16 protein-coding genes are annotated in these 18,502 nt (G+C 65.7%); 7 read left to right on the top strand and 9 right to left on the bottom strand.

The genetic code is table 11. The features are described from left to right. Window positions 1-110 precede the first annotated feature (110 nt). Window positions 111-971: a hypothetical protein gene (locus ACWEFV_RS28885; protein ID WP_450072688.1), complete on the top strand. Its 861-nt coding sequence runs from the start codon at window positions 111-113 to the stop codon at window positions 969-971. A gap of 166 nt (window positions 972-1,137) precedes the next feature. Here the strand turns inward: ACWEFV_RS28885 and purH are convergent, their stop codons facing one another. From purH to sfnG, 5 genes are all read right to left on the bottom strand, one after another. Next, complete coding sequence (gene purH / locus ACWEFV_RS28880) at window positions 1,138-2,700, bottom strand: bifunctional phosphoribosylaminoimidazolecarboxamide formyltransferase/IMP cyclohydrolase (protein ID WP_135457989.1); 1,563 nt, start codon at window positions 2,698-2,700, stop codon at window positions 1,138-1,140. Continuing rightward, on the bottom strand, window positions 2,697-3,326 hold the full coding sequence (purN, locus tag ACWEFV_RS28875) for a phosphoribosylglycinamide formyltransferase (RefSeq protein ID WP_167857970.1): 630 nt from the start codon (window positions 3,324-3,326) through the stop codon (window positions 2,697-2,699). Before purN ends, purH begins: the two co-directional genes overlap by 4 nt. A 9-nt stretch (window positions 3,327-3,335) precedes the next feature. After that, window positions 3,336-4,808, bottom strand: coding sequence for a cell division protein PerM (locus ACWEFV_RS28870; RefSeq protein ID WP_135457991.1), 1,473 nt, complete (start codon window positions 4,806-4,808; stop codon window positions 3,336-3,338). 60 nt (window positions 4,809-4,868) lie between these two features. Further along, window positions 4,869-5,723 carry a DUF5336 domain-containing protein gene (locus ACWEFV_RS28865; RefSeq protein ID WP_135457994.1) on the bottom strand — a complete coding sequence of 285 codons (855 nt, stop codon included), beginning with the start codon at window positions 5,721-5,723 and terminating at the stop codon, window positions 4,869-4,871. Window positions 5,724-5,857: 134 nt separating this feature from the next. Further along, complete coding sequence (sfnG, locus tag ACWEFV_RS28860) at window positions 5,858-6,988, bottom strand: dimethylsulfone monooxygenase SfnG (protein ID WP_450072687.1); 1,131 nt, start codon at window positions 6,986-6,988, stop codon at window positions 5,858-5,860. 130 nt (window positions 6,989-7,118) lie between these two features. On the opposite strand from sfnG, the gene ACWEFV_RS28855 reads away from it, so the two are divergent. Together ACWEFV_RS28855 and ACWEFV_RS28850 are read left to right on the top strand one after the other, a co-directional pair. After that, window positions 7,119-7,967, top strand: coding sequence for an LLM class F420-dependent oxidoreductase (locus ACWEFV_RS28855; RefSeq protein WP_135457997.1), 849 nt, complete (start codon window positions 7,119-7,121; stop codon window positions 7,965-7,967). Between the two features lie 165 nt (window positions 7,968-8,132). Continuing rightward, window positions 8,133-8,537: a hypothetical protein gene (locus tag ACWEFV_RS28850; RefSeq protein WP_135457999.1), complete on the top strand. Its 405-nt coding sequence runs from the start codon at window positions 8,133-8,135 to the stop codon at window positions 8,535-8,537. Window positions 8,538-8,562: 25 nt separating this feature from the next. On the opposite strand, the gene ACWEFV_RS28845 is transcribed toward ACWEFV_RS28850, so the two are convergent. Continuing rightward, complete coding sequence (locus ACWEFV_RS28845) at window positions 8,563-10,089, bottom strand: acetyl-CoA acetyltransferase (RefSeq protein ID WP_450072686.1); 1,527 nt, start codon at window positions 10,087-10,089, stop codon at window positions 8,563-8,565. Between the two features lie 263 nt (window positions 10,090-10,352). Between ACWEFV_RS28845 and ACWEFV_RS28840 the strand changes: the two genes are divergently transcribed. Together ACWEFV_RS28840 and ACWEFV_RS28835 are read left to right on the top strand one after the other, a co-directional pair. After that, entirely contained in the window at window positions 10,353-10,967 is a 615-nt protein-coding gene (locus ACWEFV_RS28840) for a TetR/AcrR family transcriptional regulator (protein ID WP_450072710.1), read from the top strand. A 43-nt stretch (window positions 10,968-11,010) separates the two neighbouring features. After that, complete coding sequence (locus ACWEFV_RS28835; RefSeq protein WP_450072685.1) at window positions 11,011-12,879, top strand: alpha/beta fold hydrolase; 1,869 nt, start codon at window positions 11,011-11,013, stop codon at window positions 12,877-12,879. Between the two features lie 117 nt (window positions 12,880-12,996). Here the strand turns inward: ACWEFV_RS28835 and sucD are convergent, their stop codons facing one another. Further along, entirely contained in the window at window positions 12,997-13,899 is a 903-nt protein-coding gene (gene sucD / locus ACWEFV_RS28830; protein WP_450072684.1) for a succinate--CoA ligase subunit alpha, read from the bottom strand. Window positions 13,900-13,911: 12 nt separating this feature from the next. Further along, complete coding sequence (gene sucC, locus ACWEFV_RS28825; protein ID WP_090427258.1) at window positions 13,912-15,075, bottom strand: ADP-forming succinate--CoA ligase subunit beta; 1,164 nt, start codon at window positions 15,073-15,075, stop codon at window positions 13,912-13,914. A 272-nt stretch (window positions 15,076-15,347) separates the two neighbouring features. Between sucC and ACWEFV_RS28820 the strand changes: the two genes are divergently transcribed. Continuing rightward, a complete protein-coding gene (locus tag ACWEFV_RS28820; protein ID WP_167857971.1) occupies window positions 15,348-16,436 on the top strand; it encodes a M23 family metallopeptidase in 1,089 nt (362 codons plus the stop codon). Continuing rightward, window positions 16,437-17,126 (top strand): hypothetical protein, encoded by a 690-nt coding sequence (locus ACWEFV_RS28815; RefSeq protein ID WP_450072683.1) that lies wholly within the window; start codon window positions 16,437-16,439, stop codon window positions 17,124-17,126. Window positions 17,127-17,150: 24 nt separating this feature from the next. Here ACWEFV_RS28815 and ACWEFV_RS28810 read toward each other — a convergent pair whose 3' ends face one another. Next, window positions 17,151-18,353 carry a cytochrome P450 gene (locus tag ACWEFV_RS28810; protein ID WP_135458012.1) on the bottom strand — a complete coding sequence of 401 codons (1,203 nt, stop codon included), beginning with the start codon at window positions 18,351-18,353 and terminating at the stop codon, window positions 17,151-17,153. Window positions 18,354-18,502 lie beyond the last annotated feature (149 nt).

Genomic DNA, 18,502 nt, shown 5'->3' with positions numbered 1-18,502 from the left:
GTGCGCCGCGCATTCCGCGCCATCCACAGCGCACGGTTCATCCACAGCCTCAGCTGAGACGCATGCCGGCGCCGTCAATCCGTCGGTCGCGCTGCTGATCGTCGTGGTCCATGAGCTTCCCATTCATCGGACCGGAAGCGGTCGCGGCCGGCAGCCTCACCCCGGGCCAACTGCGATGGCGATACGCCCCGGCGCATCCACGCGTCTACCTGCCGAAGGGCGCCGTTCGAACCCTGAAGGCCAACACCATGGCGGCATGGCTGTGGACTGGCCGTCGCGGGATCATCGCCGGCCGGGCAGCCGCAGCTCTGCACGGTGCGCAATGGGTCGACGACGATGCCCCGGTGGAACTGATCATGGAGCACGGGCGTCGCAGGCCCGGCATCATCGTGCGCGAGGAACGCATCAGGCCCGACGAGATTTGCCGGATCGGCGATTTCAGCGTGACCACACCGCTACGCACCGCGCTTGATCTCGCGCGTTTCCTTCCCCGTGACGACGCGGTCGCCCACCTCGATGCGCTGGCCATCGCCACAGCCGTCGACGCCGGGCAAGTGCCCGAATTGGCCGGCAGGTATCGCGGGCTACGTGGAATACGAAGCGCCCGAACAGCACTCGATTTGATGGATGCCGGTGGGCAATCTCCGCGGGAGACCTGGCTGCGGCTGCTTCTCATCGACGCGGGCTATCGGCGTCCGCGTACGCAGATCCGGGTGACCGACGGCTTCAACGAGGCGTTCCTCGATATGGGCTACGACGACGTCAAGGTGGGCTTGGATTACGAAGGTAAACACCACGCCACGGACCGTTCGCGTGTGGTGCACGACATCGGCCGCAATGAGCTCATCGAACGCGAAGGCTGGATAGACATCCGTGTCGTGGTCGAACACAGCAGGGCGTTCATCCTGCACCGGGTTCGAGAGGCATTTGCCCGGCGTGGTGGTTCACCGTTTTCTACCTCCGGGTCGTGACGACGTAATCATCACAGCCCAGGGGTAGAAAACGGCGAGCACAACTAGTGCGCGCGACGCCGCTTTCTACGCCAGGGTCGCTAAGCCACGCGACCTACAACCCTGACGTAGAAAACGGCGGGCCAAACAGGCGGTGCACCGGGCCAATCGATTGAGACCGAAGAAACTAGTGCGCGAAATGCCTTGCACCGGTGAGGTACAGCGTGATGCCAGCGGCCTCGGCAGCAGCGGTCACCTCGGCGTCACGTACCGAGCCACCCGGGTGCACGATCGCCTTGACGCCGGCATTCGTCAGCGTCTCCAAGCCGTCGGGGAACGGGAAGAACGCGTCGGAGGCGCCCACCGAACCGGGCACGCGGTCGCCCGCACGCTGCACGGCCAACCCGGCCGCGTCGACGCGATTCACCTGTCCCATACCGACACCCACGGTCGCGCCGTCCTTGGCGATCACGATCGCGTTGGACTTCACCGCGCGGCAGGCCCGCCAGGCGAACACGAGATCGCTCAGCGTCTGCGGGTCGGCCGGCTCACCGGTGGCCAGCGTCCAGTTCGCCGGATCGTCACCCTCGGCGTCGAGCGCGTCACGCTGCTGCAGCAGCACCCCGCCACTGATCTGGCGCATCTCGATGCCACCGACCAGCGGCTCCGACGCCACCAGGATGCGGATGTTCTTCTTGCGGGCCAAGATCTCGACCGCACCGGCCTCATACGCCGGGGCGATGATGACCTCGGTGAAGATGTCGGCGACGGTCTCGGCCATCTCGACGCTGACCTCGGTGTTGGAGGCGATGACGCCGCCGAACGCACTCAGCGGATCGCACTCGTGCGCCTTGCGGTGCGCGTCGGCCACCGACTCCGAGGAGATCGCGATGCCACACGGGTTGGCGTGCTTGATGATCGCCACGCAGATCTCTTCGTGGTCGAACGCGGCCCGCCACGCCGCATCGGCATCGGTGTAATTGTTGTAGGACATCTCCTTGCCGTGCAGCTGCTCGGCCTGGGCCAGTCCGGGCCACGCGGAGTCGTCGCGGTACACCGCGGCCTGCTGATGCGGGTTCTCGCCGTAGCGCAGGACCGCGCTGCGGTGCCAGGTACCGGCGAACCAGGCCGGCAGCGGCTGAGCGGGCTCCTCAGGAGCCAGCGTCGACCCCATCCAGCCGGCGACGGCCACGTCGTACTCGGCGGTGTGCCGGAATGCCAACGACGCCAGCTTCTTCCGCTCGTCGAGGGTGAACCCGCCGGCCCGGACCGCGGCCAGCACACCGTCATAGCCCAGCGGATCCACGACCACGGCCACGCTGGGGTGGTTCTTGGCGGCCGCACGAACCATCGACGGCCCACCGATGTCGATCTGCTCGACGCACTCGTCCACCGATGCCCCGGACTCCACGGTCTCGGAGAACGGGTACAGGTTCACCACCACGAGCTCGAACGCCTCGACCTCGAGCTCCTGCAGGGCCGCAACATGTTCGGGCTTGCGGGTATCGGCCAGCAGACCGGCATGCACGCGCGGGTGCAGAGTCTTGACCCGGCCGTCGAGCACCTCGGGGAAACCCGTCACCTCTTCCACCGGGGTGACCGGAACACCTGCGGCGGCAATGGTTTTGGCGGTCGACCCGGTTGAGACGATGGCCACGCCCGCCTCGTGCAGGCCGCGGGCCAGATCGGCCAGGCCGGTCTTGTCATAGACACTGATCAGCGCTCGGCGGATCGGTTTCTTCTCGCTCACCCTATGGTCGCCTTTCGTCCAGTCCAGGTCACGCCGCGGGTTGCCAGCGCGGCCAGCACATCCACCAGCAGTCGACGTTCGACCACCTTGATGCGCTCATGCAAAGTCTCTTCGGTGTCATCATCGAGCACCTCGACAGCCTGCTGGGCCAGAATCGGCCCGGTATCCATGCCGGAGTCCACGAGATGCACCGTGCAGCCCGTCACCCGCACGCCGTACGCCAACGCCTCGGGCACCGCATGCGCCCCGGGGAACGCGGGCAGCAATGCGGGATGGGTGTTGACCACCCGGCCGGGGAACCGGGAAAGAAATTGGCCGCCCAGAATTTTCATGAACCCGGCCGAGACCACCAGGTCCGGCTCATGTTCAGCGGTGGCCTCGGTGAATGCGACGTCCCAGGCGTCGCGGTCCGCATGATCACCCAGCCGCACGGTGTAGGACGGCACCCCCGCCGCCGCCGCGATGTCCACCGCGGCACATTTGCGGTCGGTTCCGACTGCCACCACACGCGCCGGATAGTCGTCTTCGGCGGCGGCCAGTAGCGAGGCGAGCAACGATCCTGTCCCCGAAGCCAGCACTACCAGCCGTGCCGGTGTACTCGGAGGCACATGTAACGGTTGCTGCACGCGAGCAGCCTAGTCGCCCGCACGGCGAGGGTTGTCGCCGGTCACTGGGCCGTCTGGCATGTCGTCGACGATGAAGTGGTCCTCGGGGTCCTCATCGAGGTCGTCATAGCGCCGCGGGCGGGGTTCATAGACGGTTTCCTGCACGTCCTCGTAGTCGTCGGGCTCGTCCGCCGCCGGCTCCTCGGCCGACCACGACACCAACGGTTGGTCGGGTTCGAGCTCGGGTTCGGGATCTGCCTCGGCGTACTCGATGTCCTCGTCGACGTAGTCGTCGCCCTCTTCGGACTCGGACTCGAACTCGGGTTCAGGCTGCGGCTCGACCGGTTCCGGTTTGGGCGGGAGTACCGGTCGGGGCTTGCGGGTCAGGCCACCGGACATCGCCACGGTCAGTCCGCCGACCCCGGCGAACCAGAGGAACACCGCAGGCGCGAACGTCGATTGATCCACCCCGACGTCGCCGAAATTGCCCAGCCGCCCGCCGCCGGCGTAGCCGAGCAGCGCCATCGTCACGGCCGCCAGCGCCGACGCCACCAGCAACTTGCCTGTGGCCGCCCCGATCGGCTGGGGACGCCGCGCACACTGCTGGCCCAATGCGACTGCCGAGGCCGCACCCACGATCAGGAGCGCCACCCAGATGGGGCCCAACGGCGGCGTGGGCACCGCGGCCAGCACCGGCACCGCAGGGATGTCACCGCCGAACACCGTGAATGAACTGAAGGCGGCCAGCCCGACATGGGCACTGGATCCGACCGCGATCGCCGAGGCACCGACGATCACGTTGGGGATGTAGAGGATCGACAACAGAGTCAGGCTGAGCTGGCCGAACAGGCTGTCGGTGATCGCGAACAGGTCGTGCATCGTGGCCCAGTGCACCACCAGCGACACCGCCGTCACCGCCCCGGAAAGACCGAATAGGGCCAGCACACCGGCGGTCGCGGCACGGAACGCCTCGGGCAGCCAGTCCGGCAGCGGCGAGGCGGCCAGCGTCCGTCGACCGACCTTCGAGCCGACGCCGATCAGGGCACCGATTGCGTGCACGATCAGCACGCTGCAGAACGCGCGCAGGGCGCTGGGAGTCTGAAGTTCGCTGATCACCGAGGCTGCGTCATGAATGACGGCCAGCAGGAGCGCCGCGATCAGAATCGGCCCGCCCAAGGCCGAGGCGACCACCCAGCGGGTGACGAACCAGGAGGAATTGGGGGCGGTGGCCGCGGCCGTGGTGCGCGCGGTGCCCCAGATCATCGCCAGCACCGGCAGCAGGGGCATCACCCCGAGCTCGCGGCCGCCGATCGACACCGGCACCTGGTGCACGCCGAGCCACATGCTGGCGATCGCACCGAGCGCGCCCGTCATGTCGCTGTTGGCGATCAGCAGTTGCAACAGCACAACCGCGGCGATGACCACCAGCGCGACGACGGACGGCCCGAACGCGACCCGGAGCAACTCACGCGCCTGGCGGGTGCCGACTGGCCGGTTACTCACTTGGTGGGCTGCTCCTCGCAATGATCGGCGCGTGCGCGGGAAGCGCACGCGCCGATCAGCTTACGACGGTGCAGTGCCAGATTGCTGTGAAGGCGACTGCTGTGCCTGCGGCTGTGCCGGAACGGCACTGGTGGGCGCTGACGAACCCGACTGCTGCTGCGGCTGGCCGTAGGTGGGGTAACCGGTCGGAGGGGTCGGCGGGCCGCTCGGCTGCTGACCCTGCGGGCCCTGCTGGCCCTGAACGGGGAAACCACCGGTGTTCGGACCACCGGAGTAGCCGCCGTACTGCGACGGGTAACCGGGACGCTGCGGCTGAGCCTGCTGGTAGGGCTGGCCACCGTGCTGCGGCTGGTGCTGCTGACCGTAGTACTGCGACGGGCCACCGTACTGGCCGTACTGCGGCTGCTGATCGAACTGCGGCTTGGGTGCCGGAGGCGTGATCACGCCGGCGTCGAACAGGAGCGCGGCAATCGCGGCACCGGCCTGGATCAGGGTGAGGGCCAACAGCACCCACAGCGTCCAGTCACCTTCTCCACCGCTGGATACCGCGGCGCCGATCACGAACAGGAACGGAATCGTCGCGGCGATTGCGGCGGCTGCCGTGTAGTTCTTCTGTTTGGGCAGCAGGCTGACGCCGGCCAACAGACCCGCCAACAGCGGAAGCGCCACGAGCAGGATCATCGCCTGAGCGGTCGAGGCGTCGAGGGCGAAGCTCACGAAGTAGATGAGCAGGCCGGCAACGGCAACGACCCCGAGCAGGATCTCGGGCAACTTGTTCTCACCAGGTGCGGCACTGGCCGGTGCGGCCGGGGCGGCGGGCACAGGAGCGGGGGCAGCCTTGGCGAACTGCTGGGTTGCATCGAACTGCGAACCCGACTGCGGCGGGTATCCGGGATTACTGGGCGGGTAGGTCATGACCTCTCCTGTGCTATCGAGCTTCGCGACGTGTGTTCACGCAGGCATGAATACCGACCACGTGAGCGATTCGAGCTTCCACGCTAGCGCACCCAGCTGGGTGCCGGGCGCTCGTGTTTGGTGTCGGAGCGGTCTCAAGCTGATACCAGGACGGGCGCGTCGGCGGAATCCGTTTCGGTGGACTCGATTTCGCGGACGAGCGGCAGCACCTTGGCGCCGAAGTACTCGATTTCCTCTTGGAAATGCAGGAATCCGCCCAGGATGAGGTCCACGCCACGTTTGCGGTATGCGGCAATGCGTTCGGCGATCTGCTCGGGTGTGCCGATCAATTGGGTGCGGAAGCCGTCGTTGTACTGCACCAGGTCCTCGAAGCTGGAATCGGCCCACATGCCCTTCTTATCCCCGGTGGAGTTGCCGGCCTGCTGTACCGCGCCGCGGAAGCCCTCGACCGCGGGCTTGTTGGCCTTCGCGACGATCTCTTTGAGCGTCTCCTTTGCCTCTTTCTCTGTGTCGCGCGCGATGATGAACCCGTTCAGCCCGAACTTCACCTCGCGGCCTGCGTCACGGGCATGGTCGCGCACCTCGACGACCTGTTCGGTGATGCCCTCGAAGCCTTTGCCGTTGGAGAAGTACCAGTCGGCGTAGTAGCCACCGTTGCGCCGGGCGGCCGTCGAATTGCCGCCCTGGAAGAGCTCGGGATTGGGGCGCTCGGGCGTGTTGAGCGGCTTGGGCTTCAGGGTGAAATCGTGGATGCGGTAGAAGTCGCCGCGGAAATCCACGTCGTCTTCCGTCCATATCTTCCGCAGGACCTGGAGGAACTCCGCGCTGCGGCGGTAGCGCTCGTCGTGTTCGAGCCACGGCTCGCCCAAGTGGGTGAACTCGTCCTTGAACCAGCCTGAGACGACGTTGACGGCGAAACGGCCATTGCTGAGGTGGTCGGCGGTGGCGCCGAGCTTGGCCAGCACCGCCGGCTGCCACAGACCAGGGTGCACTGCGGCGATGACCTTGAGCCGCTGCGTGGCGAGCAACAGCGCGAGGCTGAAGCTGGTCGATTCATGCTGGTACTCCGCGCCGTAGCTGGCCTCATAGCGAACCTGGCTCAGGGCGTATTCGAAACCGTTGTTCTCCGCGGTCTGCGCCAGCTTCTTGTTGTAGTCGTAGTTCCAGTCGGTGCGCTGCTCGATATCGCTGGTGACCAGGCCGCCACTGACGTTGGGCACCCAATAGGCGAACTTGACGTGGTCGGCGATGCGTTCAGTCGTCATGTCGGTGATCCCAGCAAACGTGCGCGCACCCGTCGCGGGTATCACTCGCGGTGAAGTTTTCTCGCGGTCGGGACAACTAACGAGACGCACCGTCTTGCTACTCGGACTGAAACACGTTCTAATTCTGGTCATGGACTATGGGCTCGTTCTCTTCACCAGTGACCGCGGCATCGCCCCGGCCAAGGCCGCCAAACTCGCCGATGATCACGGCTTCACGACGTTCTATGTGCCCGAGCACACCCATATCCCGATCAAACGCGAGGCCGCTCACCCCACTACCGGTGACGAGTCCCTGCCTGACGACCGCTATATGCGCACCCTGGATCCGTGGGTGTCACTGGGCACCGCGTGTGCGGTTACCTCGCGGGTGCGGTTGTCGACGGCCGTCGCGCTGCCCGTCGAGCACGATCCGATCACCCTGGCCAAGTCCATCGCCACCCTGGACCACCTGTCCGGCGGGCGGGTGTCGCTGGGTGTCGGATTCGGTTGGAACACCGACGAACTCGCTGACCACAACGTTCCCCCGGGCCGCCGCCGCACCATGCTGCGCGAATACCTGGAGGCCATGCGTGCGCTCTGGACCGAGGAAGAAGCCTCGTACGAAGGCGAATTCGTGAACTTCGGGCCGTCGTGGGCCTGGCCCAAGCCCGTGCAGTCACACATTCCCGTGCTCGTGGGTGCGGCCGGTAACGAGAAGAACTTCAAGTGGATCGCCAAGTCCGCCGACGGCTGGATCACCACGCCGCGCGACTTCAACATCGACGAGCCGGTCAAGCTGCTGCAGGACACCTGGGCCGCGGCCGGGCGTGACGGCGCACCGCAGATCGTGGCGCTGGACTTCAAGCCGGACCCAGAGAAGCTCGCACACTGGCGTGAACTGGGCGTCACCGAGGTGCTGTTCGGGCTGCCGGACAAGTCCGAGGCCGAGGTGTCGGCGTACGTCGAGCGACTCGCGGGCAAGCTGGCCTCGCTGGTCTAGTTCTGGCTTCGCCTGGTTGAGCCGGTTCACGCCGGCCTTTCGCGCCGAGATCAACGCCAGGGTCGTGAATATTCGATGAGAACGACCCTGGCGTTGATTTCGTCGTTACGCTGACGCGGGTGCGCACCGCTGGACGTGGACGGGGCTGTTCTGAGGAGGGTTCACGTGAACATTCGCGCCGCCATGACGAGTGCCGCACTTCTCGCAAGCATCACCGCCTGTTCCGATCAGACGGCGACGCCCGATCCCACCACCACGCATGCCCTCCCGGCGATCAACGTGACGATCCCGTCGACCACACCGCCGCCGGAGTACCTTGAGGACTGTGGCGTCGTACATCAATACGGCCCGACCGAAGAACATGCGGTGCGTGGCAGCGCGAACATCGACTGCGCCGAGGCCCGTCGGGTCGGCAAACTCTGGTACGCGACGCCCTCAGGACGGTCTGCCGGCTACTACGTGACATTCGAGAACTGGGAGTGCATTGGCGGCAACGCCAACGAGTACCTGACCCGTTGCGTCCGCTCAGATTCCGCAGTGGTTTACCTACGGATCCACACCGCCGAGTGAGCGGGTCGGGATCCGCGCGGCCGCGCTACGCCAGCGTCGCGGTGTTCCGCTTCTCGCCGGACTGCACGACGATCGATGCGCCAAGCGGCTCACCGTCGGAGAGCAACGTCACCAGCGCCTCGTCGGTCGTCGTCGCCAGGAACCGGCTGCCGTCGGAATCCAGACGCCCGATGATGATGCCGGTGCGCGGCGTCCAGTCGTAGCGGACCGTATAGGTCTCGATTGTGGCTGGGCCGTCGGCCTTTTCGACGATCGTCACACGCTCTTGCGCGTTGAACTCGTCCTGCAGAGCAGCGCTGCCGTCGGCCACCCAGTCCGCCGCCTCGGTCGAGTAGATACCGACCGAGTACTTGCTCGCGATACCGCCATTGCCGCCGACAAGCGCGAATTGGCCCGGCTTGTCGCGCATTTCATTGACAGCCTCGGCGATACCGTGCATCGAGTAGTTGTTCCCCGGGCCACCGAAGAAGGGCAGGCCACCGGTGAGCGTCAAGCCGCGTTCGTCGTCGGGCGCCAGGCCGGTACCGTCGCAGATGTTGAGCACCGGGAACGGGAAGCAGCTGTAGAGGTCGAAGGCCGCGACGTCGTCGAGCGTGATTCCGGCAACCCGCAAGGCCTCATTGACCGCGATCACCGCAGCCTCGCTGTAACCGAGTTCGGTGCGCTCAAGGAGCTTGATTTCCTTCATGTCGGCGTGCCCGCGCAGGTACACCCACTTCTCCTCGGGCACATCGAGTTTCCGGGCGGTCTCGACCGACATCAGCAGTACGGCCGCGCCCTGGTTGACCTGATCGCGCGCCACCATCATGCGCGGGTACGGGTCACAGATCATCCGGTTGCTCTCGGTGACGGTGGCCAGCTCCTGGGCCGAGCGCTCAACCGGGGCAGACGAATACGGGTTCTTGGCGGCCACCTTCGAGAACGGTGCGAACAGTTCGGCCATCTGGGTGCGATAGTCGGTCACCGACAACCCCTGCCGGGCGCGGCGCGCGTTCTCCAGCAAGCCGTACTGCACCGGGGCTCCGATCAGCCCGTGCTTGATCGTGTACTCGTCGAAGATGCCGTCGTAGCCGTAGCCGCGGTCCTCGAGCTGACCGTCGATGGTCTCGGAGTGGTCCGGGTTGTCGTCGCGCTTGGAGAAGTGGCGCAGCGTCGAGGTGTTCTCCGAGCCGAACAGCAGCACCACCTCGGCCTCGCCCGCCGCGATGGCCGCCGAGAACTCGGTGACGAGGTGTTGGGGGCTCTGACCGCCGATCACCTCGAGAATGGCGCGCGCCGGCTCGGCTCCGACGTTGCGTGCCACCGAGCGCGGGTAGTTGTCAGACACCCCGAGGGTTGGCGTCTGCGGGCCGGAGATCTCGAACTGCCGCGTACCCGCCACAGTGTCGATTGCCTGCGCCACGGCGGCAGCGTCGGCCCCGCAGTCGTGCAGCGCTGCCTTGGCTGCCTCAGTGGCCAACTCGACCGAGGACATCCCGCGATACCCATCGAGGTCGATGCGTTCGGTGAACTGTCCGACGCCGACGATGACGGGGGTGCGCGGATCGACCATGACAATCTCCTTGACGGGTGTTAATTCGCGAGGCTAACCGATTGGGGTTTCGCGAGTGAAATCGGTGCATATCTGCCCTCATCAGGGGCGTTGAACCTTCTGGATCCGTCGCTTTCGACACCCGGGTCGCTCGCCGAAACTCACCACGACCGTGGTGCAGAAAACGGCGACGAAAACCCCGCTCACCAGCACACCTTGACGACCCTGTCACTTAGTGACACATTAGAGCTGTCACTAAGTGACAAGTACTGGAGGTGAGGGCGATCGGCGAAAAACAGGACCAGGCGCGCCTCGCGGTGTCACGACATGCCTGCGCATTGTTCTGGGAACGCGGCGTCGCCGGCACCAGCGGTGACGACATCGCCGCGGCCGCAGGGCTTTCCACCCGTACGATCTGGCGTTACTTCCGCGCCAAGGAAAGCTGCGTCGAACCGGTGCTGGCCAAATCCGCGGACCGGTTCATCGACATCCTGAACCGCTGGCCGCATGAGTTGTCATTGGCCGAACACCTTGCCGCCGATGGGATTTCGCATCCATTGGCACCCCAGGACGTCGAGGACGAGATCAGCGCGATGCGGATCGCCACCATGACCCCGTCCGAACCCGCCCTGCGCACGGCTTACCTGATGGTGCATGACCGAATGGAGCAGGGCTTCATCCCGGTGATCGCCGACCGCCTGGGGCTGCCCGAGACAGACCTCACCGTGCGTCTCTGCGCGGCCGCCGTCACCGGGGCGTTCCGTGTCGTCGACGAGGACGTGAGCGTGGCGGTGATCGTCGAGGGCAAGAAAGTCACCGAAGAGCAGGCGCTGGCCCTGATCGACCGGGCGATCCGTGACGCCACCAACGGGCGGTTGGGCGGGCCAGTCGAGTCCTGATCACAACCCGAAAGAGCTTGTCCGCACCCGCGAAAGGAGCGTCATGGCGTTGCCCGAAATGATCTCGGTAGAGGATTTCTTCAGCCCACCCGAGCGCACAGCCGCCAAGATTTCACCCGACGGCACCAAGATCGCCTACCTGGCGCCGTGGAAGAACCGCCTCAACGTCTGGGTTCAGGATCTCGACGGCGACGCACCGCCGCAGTGCGTCACCGCGGACGAAACCCGCAGCGTCTACCTCTACTTCTGGACCGACGATCCGCGCTGGCTGCTCTACATGCAGGACTCCGGCGGTGACGAGAACTGGCACATCTATCGCGTCGACCTGGATCACCCCGAGGCCGCGGCCGTCGACCTCACCCCGTTCCCCGGTGCCAGAGCAGACCTCGAGCTGCCGAAGGGCCGCCCGGGAAAGGCCATCGTCCAGATCAACAACCGCACGCCGGAACTGCTCGATGTCTACGAACTCGACGTCGCCACTGGCGAGCTCACGATGCTCGCACAGAACCCGGGCAACGTGGTCGGCTGGCTGTCCAGCCGGACCGGTGAGCTGTTCAGCTCGACACTGACAGCTGACGGCGATGTCGAACTGTCGCAATGGGATCCGGCGACCAACTCGCTGCGGACGATCATCACGTTCGACGGGACCGACTACCCGCTGGGCATGCACCCGATCACCATCACCCCCGACGGCACCGGCATCTGGCTGGGCGCCAACACGGGCACCGACCGCACGCGCCTGGTCCGGATCGATGTGGCGACAGGTGAGGAGACCGAGGTGGACAGCCACCCGACATTCGACCTGGCCGCCCAGATGGTGCTGCCGTCACCGATGATCCTCAGCGAGCGCACGGGCGAACTGATCGGTGCCCGCTACTACGGCGAACGTCAGGTGATCCACGCCCTGGATCCGAATTTCGCTGCGGTACTGGAGAATCTGACCAAACTGTCCGACGGCGACCTCGGCGCCATCTCTTCCGACGACAGCGGACAGCGCTGGGTGGTCAACTTCACCCATGACCGCGATCCCTGGGCCACCTACTTCTACGATCACGCGACTGGCGAGAGCCGGCTGCTGTTTCAGCCATACCCGAATCTGAATTCAGATTCATTAGCACCGATGACCCCGGTGACCATCACCGCGCGCGACGGACTGCAGCTGCACTCGTACCTGACCCTGCCCGTCGGGGTCGAGCCGACCGACCTGCCGATGGTGCTGCTGGTACACGGCGGCCCGTGGGCGCGGGACTGCTGGGGCTTCCAACCCGACGTGCAGATGCTGGCCAACCGCGGATATGCGGTGCTGCAGGTCAACTTTCGCGGCTCGACCGGCTACGGCAAGGCCTTCACCAAAGCCGCTATCGGCGAGTTCGCCGGCAAGATGCACGACGACCTGATCGACGCGGTGGACTGGGCCGTCAAACAGGGGTACGCCGACCGTGACAAGGTGGCGATCTTCGGCGGCTCCTATGGCGGCTACGCCGCGCTGGTGGGCGTGACGTTCACACCGGACGTGTTCGCCGCGGCGATCGACTATGTCGGGATCTCCAGCCTGGCCAATTTCATGCGCACGCTACCGACGATCGCCCGGCCGTTTCTGGCCAACAACTGGCACCTGTACGTGGGAAATCACAACGATCCCGAGCAGGAAGCCGACATGCTGGCCCGCTCCCCCATCACGAAGGTCGATCAGATCCGCACGCCACTGCTTGTGGTCCAGGGCGCCAACGACTCTCGCGTGGTCCAGGCCGAATCCGACAACCTCGTGGAAGCGCTCCGTAAGCGCGGCGTCGAAGTCGAATACATGGTCAAGGACGACGAGGGGCACGGATTCCTCAACCCGGACAACCAGATCGACATGTACCACGCCGTCGAGCGGTTCCTGGCCGAGCACCTCGGCGGTCGCGTCTAGCCCCCAAAAACGAAACTGCGCACAGATCGTGAATATCGACGAAAACCCGATCTGTGCGCAGACTCGACGCAGAAGAAAAGGCCCCCGCCGCAGCGGGGGCCTTTCCGTTGAACAGACTTACAGGTTGGCGAGCAGCTCGCGCGCCTTCGCGGCGGTCTCGGACGGCGTCTTGCCGACCTTCACGCCGGCAGCCTCCAGGGCCTCCTGCTTACCGGCCGCGGTGCCCGCGCCGTCGGACACGATGGCGCCGGCGTGGCCCATCGTCTTGCCCTCCGGAGCGGTGAAGCCCGCGACGTAGCCGACGACCGGCTTGGTGACGTTGGCCTTGATGTAGGCCGCGGCCTTCTCCTCTGCGTCGCCGCCGATCTCACCGATCATCACGATCAGCTTGGTCTCGGGATCCTTCTCGAACGCCTCGATGGCGTCGATGTGGGTGGTGCCGATGACCGGGTCGCCGCCGATGCCGATGGCGGTGGAGAAGCCGAGATCGCGCAGCTCGTACATCATCTGGTAGGTCAGCGTGCCCGACTTCGACACCAGGCCGATCGGGCCCTTACCGGTGATGTTGTTCGGCGTGATGCCGACCAGCGACTCGCCGGGGGTGATGATGCCGGGGCAGTTCGGACCGATGATGCGGGTCTTCTGCCCCTTGTCGACGTTGTAGGCCCACGCATAGGCGCTGTCCTGCACCGGGATTCCCTCGGTGATGACCACCAGCAGCGCGATCTCGGCGTCGATGGCCTCGATGATGGCGTCCTTGGAGAAAGCCGGCGGCACGAAGGCGATCGACACGTCAGCGCCGGTCTCCTTCATCGCCTCGGCGACCGAGCCGAAAACGGGCAGCTCGACGTCGTTGCCGTCTTTGTCCTTGTGCGACACGGCGGTTCCGGCCTTGCGGGCGTTCACGCCGCCGACGACCTGGGTGCCGGCCTTGAGCATCAGAGCGGTGTGCTTGGTGCCCTCACCACCGGTGATGCCCTGGACGATGACCTTGGAGTCCTTGTTCAGAAAAATCGACATGTCAAGTGTCCCTTACTTGTTCGCCAGCTCGGCGGCCTTGTCGGCACCGGCGTCCATGGTCTCGGCCTGGACAACCAGAGGATGGTTGGCCTCGGCGAGAATCCGCCGGCCCTCTTCGACGTTGTTGCCATCCAGGCGGACGACCAGCGGCTTGTTGGCCTCGTCGCCGAGGATCTGCAGCGCCTGCACGATGCCGTTGGCCACCGCGTCACAGGCGGTGATGCCGCCGAACACGTTGACGAACACGCTCTTGACCTGGCTGTCGTTCAGGATGACGTCCAGACCGTTGGCCATGACCTCAGCCGAGGCGCCGCCGCCGATGTCGAGGAAGTTGGCCGGCTTTACGCCGCCGTGCTTCTCGCCCGCGTAAGCGACCACGTCCAGCGTCGACATCACCAGGCCGGCACCGTTACCGATGATGCCCACCTCGCCGTCGAGCTTGACGTAGTTGAGGTCGTTCTCCTTCGCCTTGAGCTCGAGAGGATCGGTCGCGTCCTTGTCCTCGAACTCGGCGTGGCCGGGCTGACGGAAGTCGGCGTTGGCATCCAGGGTGACCTTGCCGTCCAGTGCCAGGATCTGGTCGTCAGGGGTGCGCACCAGCGGGTTGACCTCAACCAGGGTGGCGTCCTCCTTGACGAACACCTCCCACAGCTTCTGGATGGTCACGGCCGCGGCGTCGAGCACCTCGGCGGGCAGGTGACCCTGCTCGGCGATCGAGCGCGCGAAGGCGAGATCGACACCCTTGACGGCGTCGACGGGAACCTTGGCCAGCCGCTCGGGCTTGGTGGCGGCGACTTCCTCGATCTCCATGCCGCCCTCGACCGAGCACATGGCCAGGTAGGTCCGGTTGGAACGGTCGAGCAGGAACGAGATGTAGTACTCCTCGGCGATGTCGCTCGCCTCGGCCACCAGCAACTTTTTGACGACGTGACCCTTGATGTCCAGACCGAGGATGTTGGTCGCGTGGGTGAACGCGTCATCGGGGGTGGCTGCGTACTTCACACCGCCGGCCTTACCGCGGCCGCCGACCTTCACCTGTGCCTTGATCATCACGGGCTTGCCGATTTCGGTGGCGATCGCCTTGGCGTCCTCGGCCGAGTCGGTCACGCGGCCCGGAGTCGTGGGGACGTTGTGCTTGGCGAACAGCTCTTTTGCCTGATATTCGAAGAGATCCATGTGCTTCCTAGATAGGCGTTGTCTGTCTGCGTTGACTTAGAAACTGCCCGGCCTGTACTTGCCGGACGGGCCCGCTGGCACTTTATCCACCACCGAGTGATGGATTAGCATCGCCTCCGGCTCATGTGGTAGATCTCACCGCCCATGGGAGGTGATACGGATCACATTCCGGCGCGGAATAGACCCATAAGTTGCCACCATCATTGGGATTTGGTTAACGTGCCTCTGGTCCAGATAACGTTCAGGTCACGACGAAGAAGGATTCTCGAGTCTTGCCGCAGCATCGTTCGTCCGCAGCTCCGCGAGGGGTGCCGACGGACGCGCGCCGGCACAGGCACCGTGTTTCACCTGATGAGCTGGACGCCGCAGAGGTCACCGACGTCATCCCGTTCAGCGCTTTCGAAGCGTTCGACGATCGCGCCGACGAAGATCACGGCGACTCAGATGACCGCGAATCAGGTGTGATCTACGCCCCCGAACTCGACGACATGGACGACACCGACGATCTGGTGCCCGTCCGCCTTGCCGTCCCCTCACGCTTCCGCCCCGACGCGGGCAGCGAGCGCAACCCTCGGTATGCCTACCGCGACAGCCACACCGATGTGAGCGACGGCATCGCCGCGACGGACGTGATCAACATGTCCGGTCGCCGAGGCGCCCACCGCAAGGAGCACGCCGGCGCCGTCAAGAGCCGCCTGATGATCGCCGCCATGGCCGCGGGAGCCACCGCCGCAGGCGCCTACTCGTTGGGCAACCCCACCGAGACACAGGCGGACGACACGATCCTGGCGTCCGAGGGCACCCGCGTCGAAGGTGCGTCCGTCACCGGCTCGGTCGACGGAATGCAGATCGTCTCGGTCTCCTCGACCGCCGACACCTCGGTGCATGCCGAGGAGATCACCAAGGCCGCCGCCTTCGCACAGGAACGTGCCGAGCGCGAGGCCCGGCTGTCGCGCCCGCTGTTCGTCATGCCCACCAAGGGCTACGTCTGGACTTCGAACTTCGGCTACCGCTGGGGCGTGCTGCATGCCGGCATCGACCTGGCGAGTCCGATCGGTACCCCGATCGTGGCGGTCTCCGACGGCGTCGTGATCGCCGCTGGCCCGACCGCGGGCTACGGCGCCTGGGTCAAGCTGCGCCACGCGGACGGCACCGTCACGCTCTACGGTCACATCAACACCTGGCTCGTCAGCGAGGGCGACCGTGTGATGGCCGGCGACCAGATCGCCACCGTCGGTAACCGGGGTTACTCCACCGGCCCGCACCTGCATTTCGAGGTTCTGCAGAACGGCACCAGCCGCATCGATCCGGTGCCGTGGCTGAACAAGAGAGGTCTCAGCCTCGGCAGCTATGTTGGCTGAGTGAGCGACGACGGGCAGTTGGCAGCCGATCACCCCGACGAAGACGACGACCGCACTCGCATCATCAGGCGTCAGCCGCAGGAACCCGTTTCCAAGCCTGTACCGGTCGGCGACGAACCGCAGACCAGCATCATCCGGCGCCATCCGACGGGCGCCATTCCCACCGCAGCCGGCGCGGAACCCCAGACCAGTCTGATCTCCGGCGTCACCGGCAATGAAGCGCAGACGGGCCTTATCGGCCGTGCGGAAGACGACGCCAGGACGAGCTACGTGCCCCGCGTCCGGGCCGTGGCCATCCCCGACACCTCGGTGGGCACCGACCCCCGCACGGCGATCGTGGCGGCTACTTTCGCGGTCCTCAGCGGCTGGGCCACCGGCGTCATCGCCACCGATCTGATCGCCGGCTGGTGGCGCACCGACCGATTGTTCTGCGTGGCCATCGGTTTCCTAGCGGCGATTTCGGCTGCAGCAACCATCGGCGGGCTCATCGCATTGTTGCTGCGGCGGCGCATGGGCCGGCTGCTGGTCATCGTCGGCGCCGTCATCGGTCTGCTGATCTTCGCCAGTCTGTTCATCGCCGGGGCCCGACTGCATCCGGTCGTCTACGCGATGCCGGCGCTTCCGCTGACCGCCATCCTGTTCACGGCGCTACCCTCGACCGGGCGCTGGAGTGCGCGGAGTCAAGTGTGAAGGCGTACGCCCCGGAGAAGTCCCCTAGAACCTGACCGGCAACCTCGCCCAGCCGCGAACACTGGACGTGTGGGCGCGAAAAGCATTGGGATAGTCGACTTCCCAGTCCGTCCACCGCTTCAGGACTTCCTCGAACGCGACCCGGGCCTCCAGCCGGGCCAGCGCCGAGCCCAGGCAGAAATGCAGGCCCTGGCCGAAGCTCAGATGACCGCCCGTGCGGTGGATGTCGAAGCGGTCGGGATCGGTGAACTTCGACTCGTCGCGATTGGCCGATCCGTTGAGCAGCAGCATGTATGAGCCCTCGGGGATCGCCTGCCCGTAATGCTCGACATCCTGAGCGACGTACCGGGCCTGCACCGGTGACGGCGGTTCGAAGCGCAACGTCTCCTCCACCGCACCCGGGATCAGGCTCGGATCGGCCACGAGCTCGCGCCGTTGGTCGTGATGCTCGCCGAGCAGCTGCCCCATGAAACCGATGAGCCGAGCGGTGGTTTCGTTGCCCGCGCCGGCGATCATCGCGGTGTACGCGAGCACCTCGGTGCGGGTCAGCAGCCGCTGCCTTCCGGCCCCGTCATCCACCTCCGCGGTGAGCAGATCGGTCATCAAGTCATCGGACGGATGGGATGCCCGCCATTCGATGTACTCGGCGAACATCGTGATGGCGTCCTGGAAGATCGTCGGGCTGACCCCGTCGGCACTGGCATCGACCGAGGCGACCGTGATGGCCTTGTCGTTACGATCCCGGATGCTCTGCTGCTCTTCCTCTGGAATGCCCAGCAGATAACCGATGGTCCGCATGGGCATGAACGCCCCGAGGTCCGCGACGAAGTCCAGACCGTCCTGCCCGCGCAGGGGGTCCAGCGCTTTCGCGCAAAAGTCACGGACCAGGTCCTCGACCGCCAGCATGCGGCGTGGCGTGAAGACCCGGGACAGCAGCCGACGGTGCAGATCGTGCAGTGGCGGGTCCTCGAACAGCAGGATGCCCGGCGGGACCTCGATTCCGCTGAACAGGATGTCGGCCGTGGTGCCGCGCCCCGATCGGTACGCCTGCCAGTTGGGCAGCTCCCGAACCACATCGTCCCAACGACTCAGCGCATAGAAGTTGTACTTCTCGTTGAAGTAAAGCGGCGCCTCGCTGCGCATCCGCTTCCAGATCGGATACGGGTCATCGTCGATGTCGTTGTCGAATGGGTCGTAGTAGAGCTCCACCGCCTGTTGCGTCGTCACCGATCCACTTCCCCGTCCTCCGTACCAAATAGTTGTTCCAACGTACTTTGGGACGCGTCCGCCGGTCAATCACCCGCTCACAGCGAGTTAACAGTCAGCCTGAGCCAAACCGTCGACCCGAAATCGGGCCGGGAGTCTACTGGGGCGGA

This window comes from Mycobacterium sp. NPDC004974 (assembly GCF_053600815.1).
This window is presented reverse-complemented; position numbering and strand designations above follow the sequence as displayed.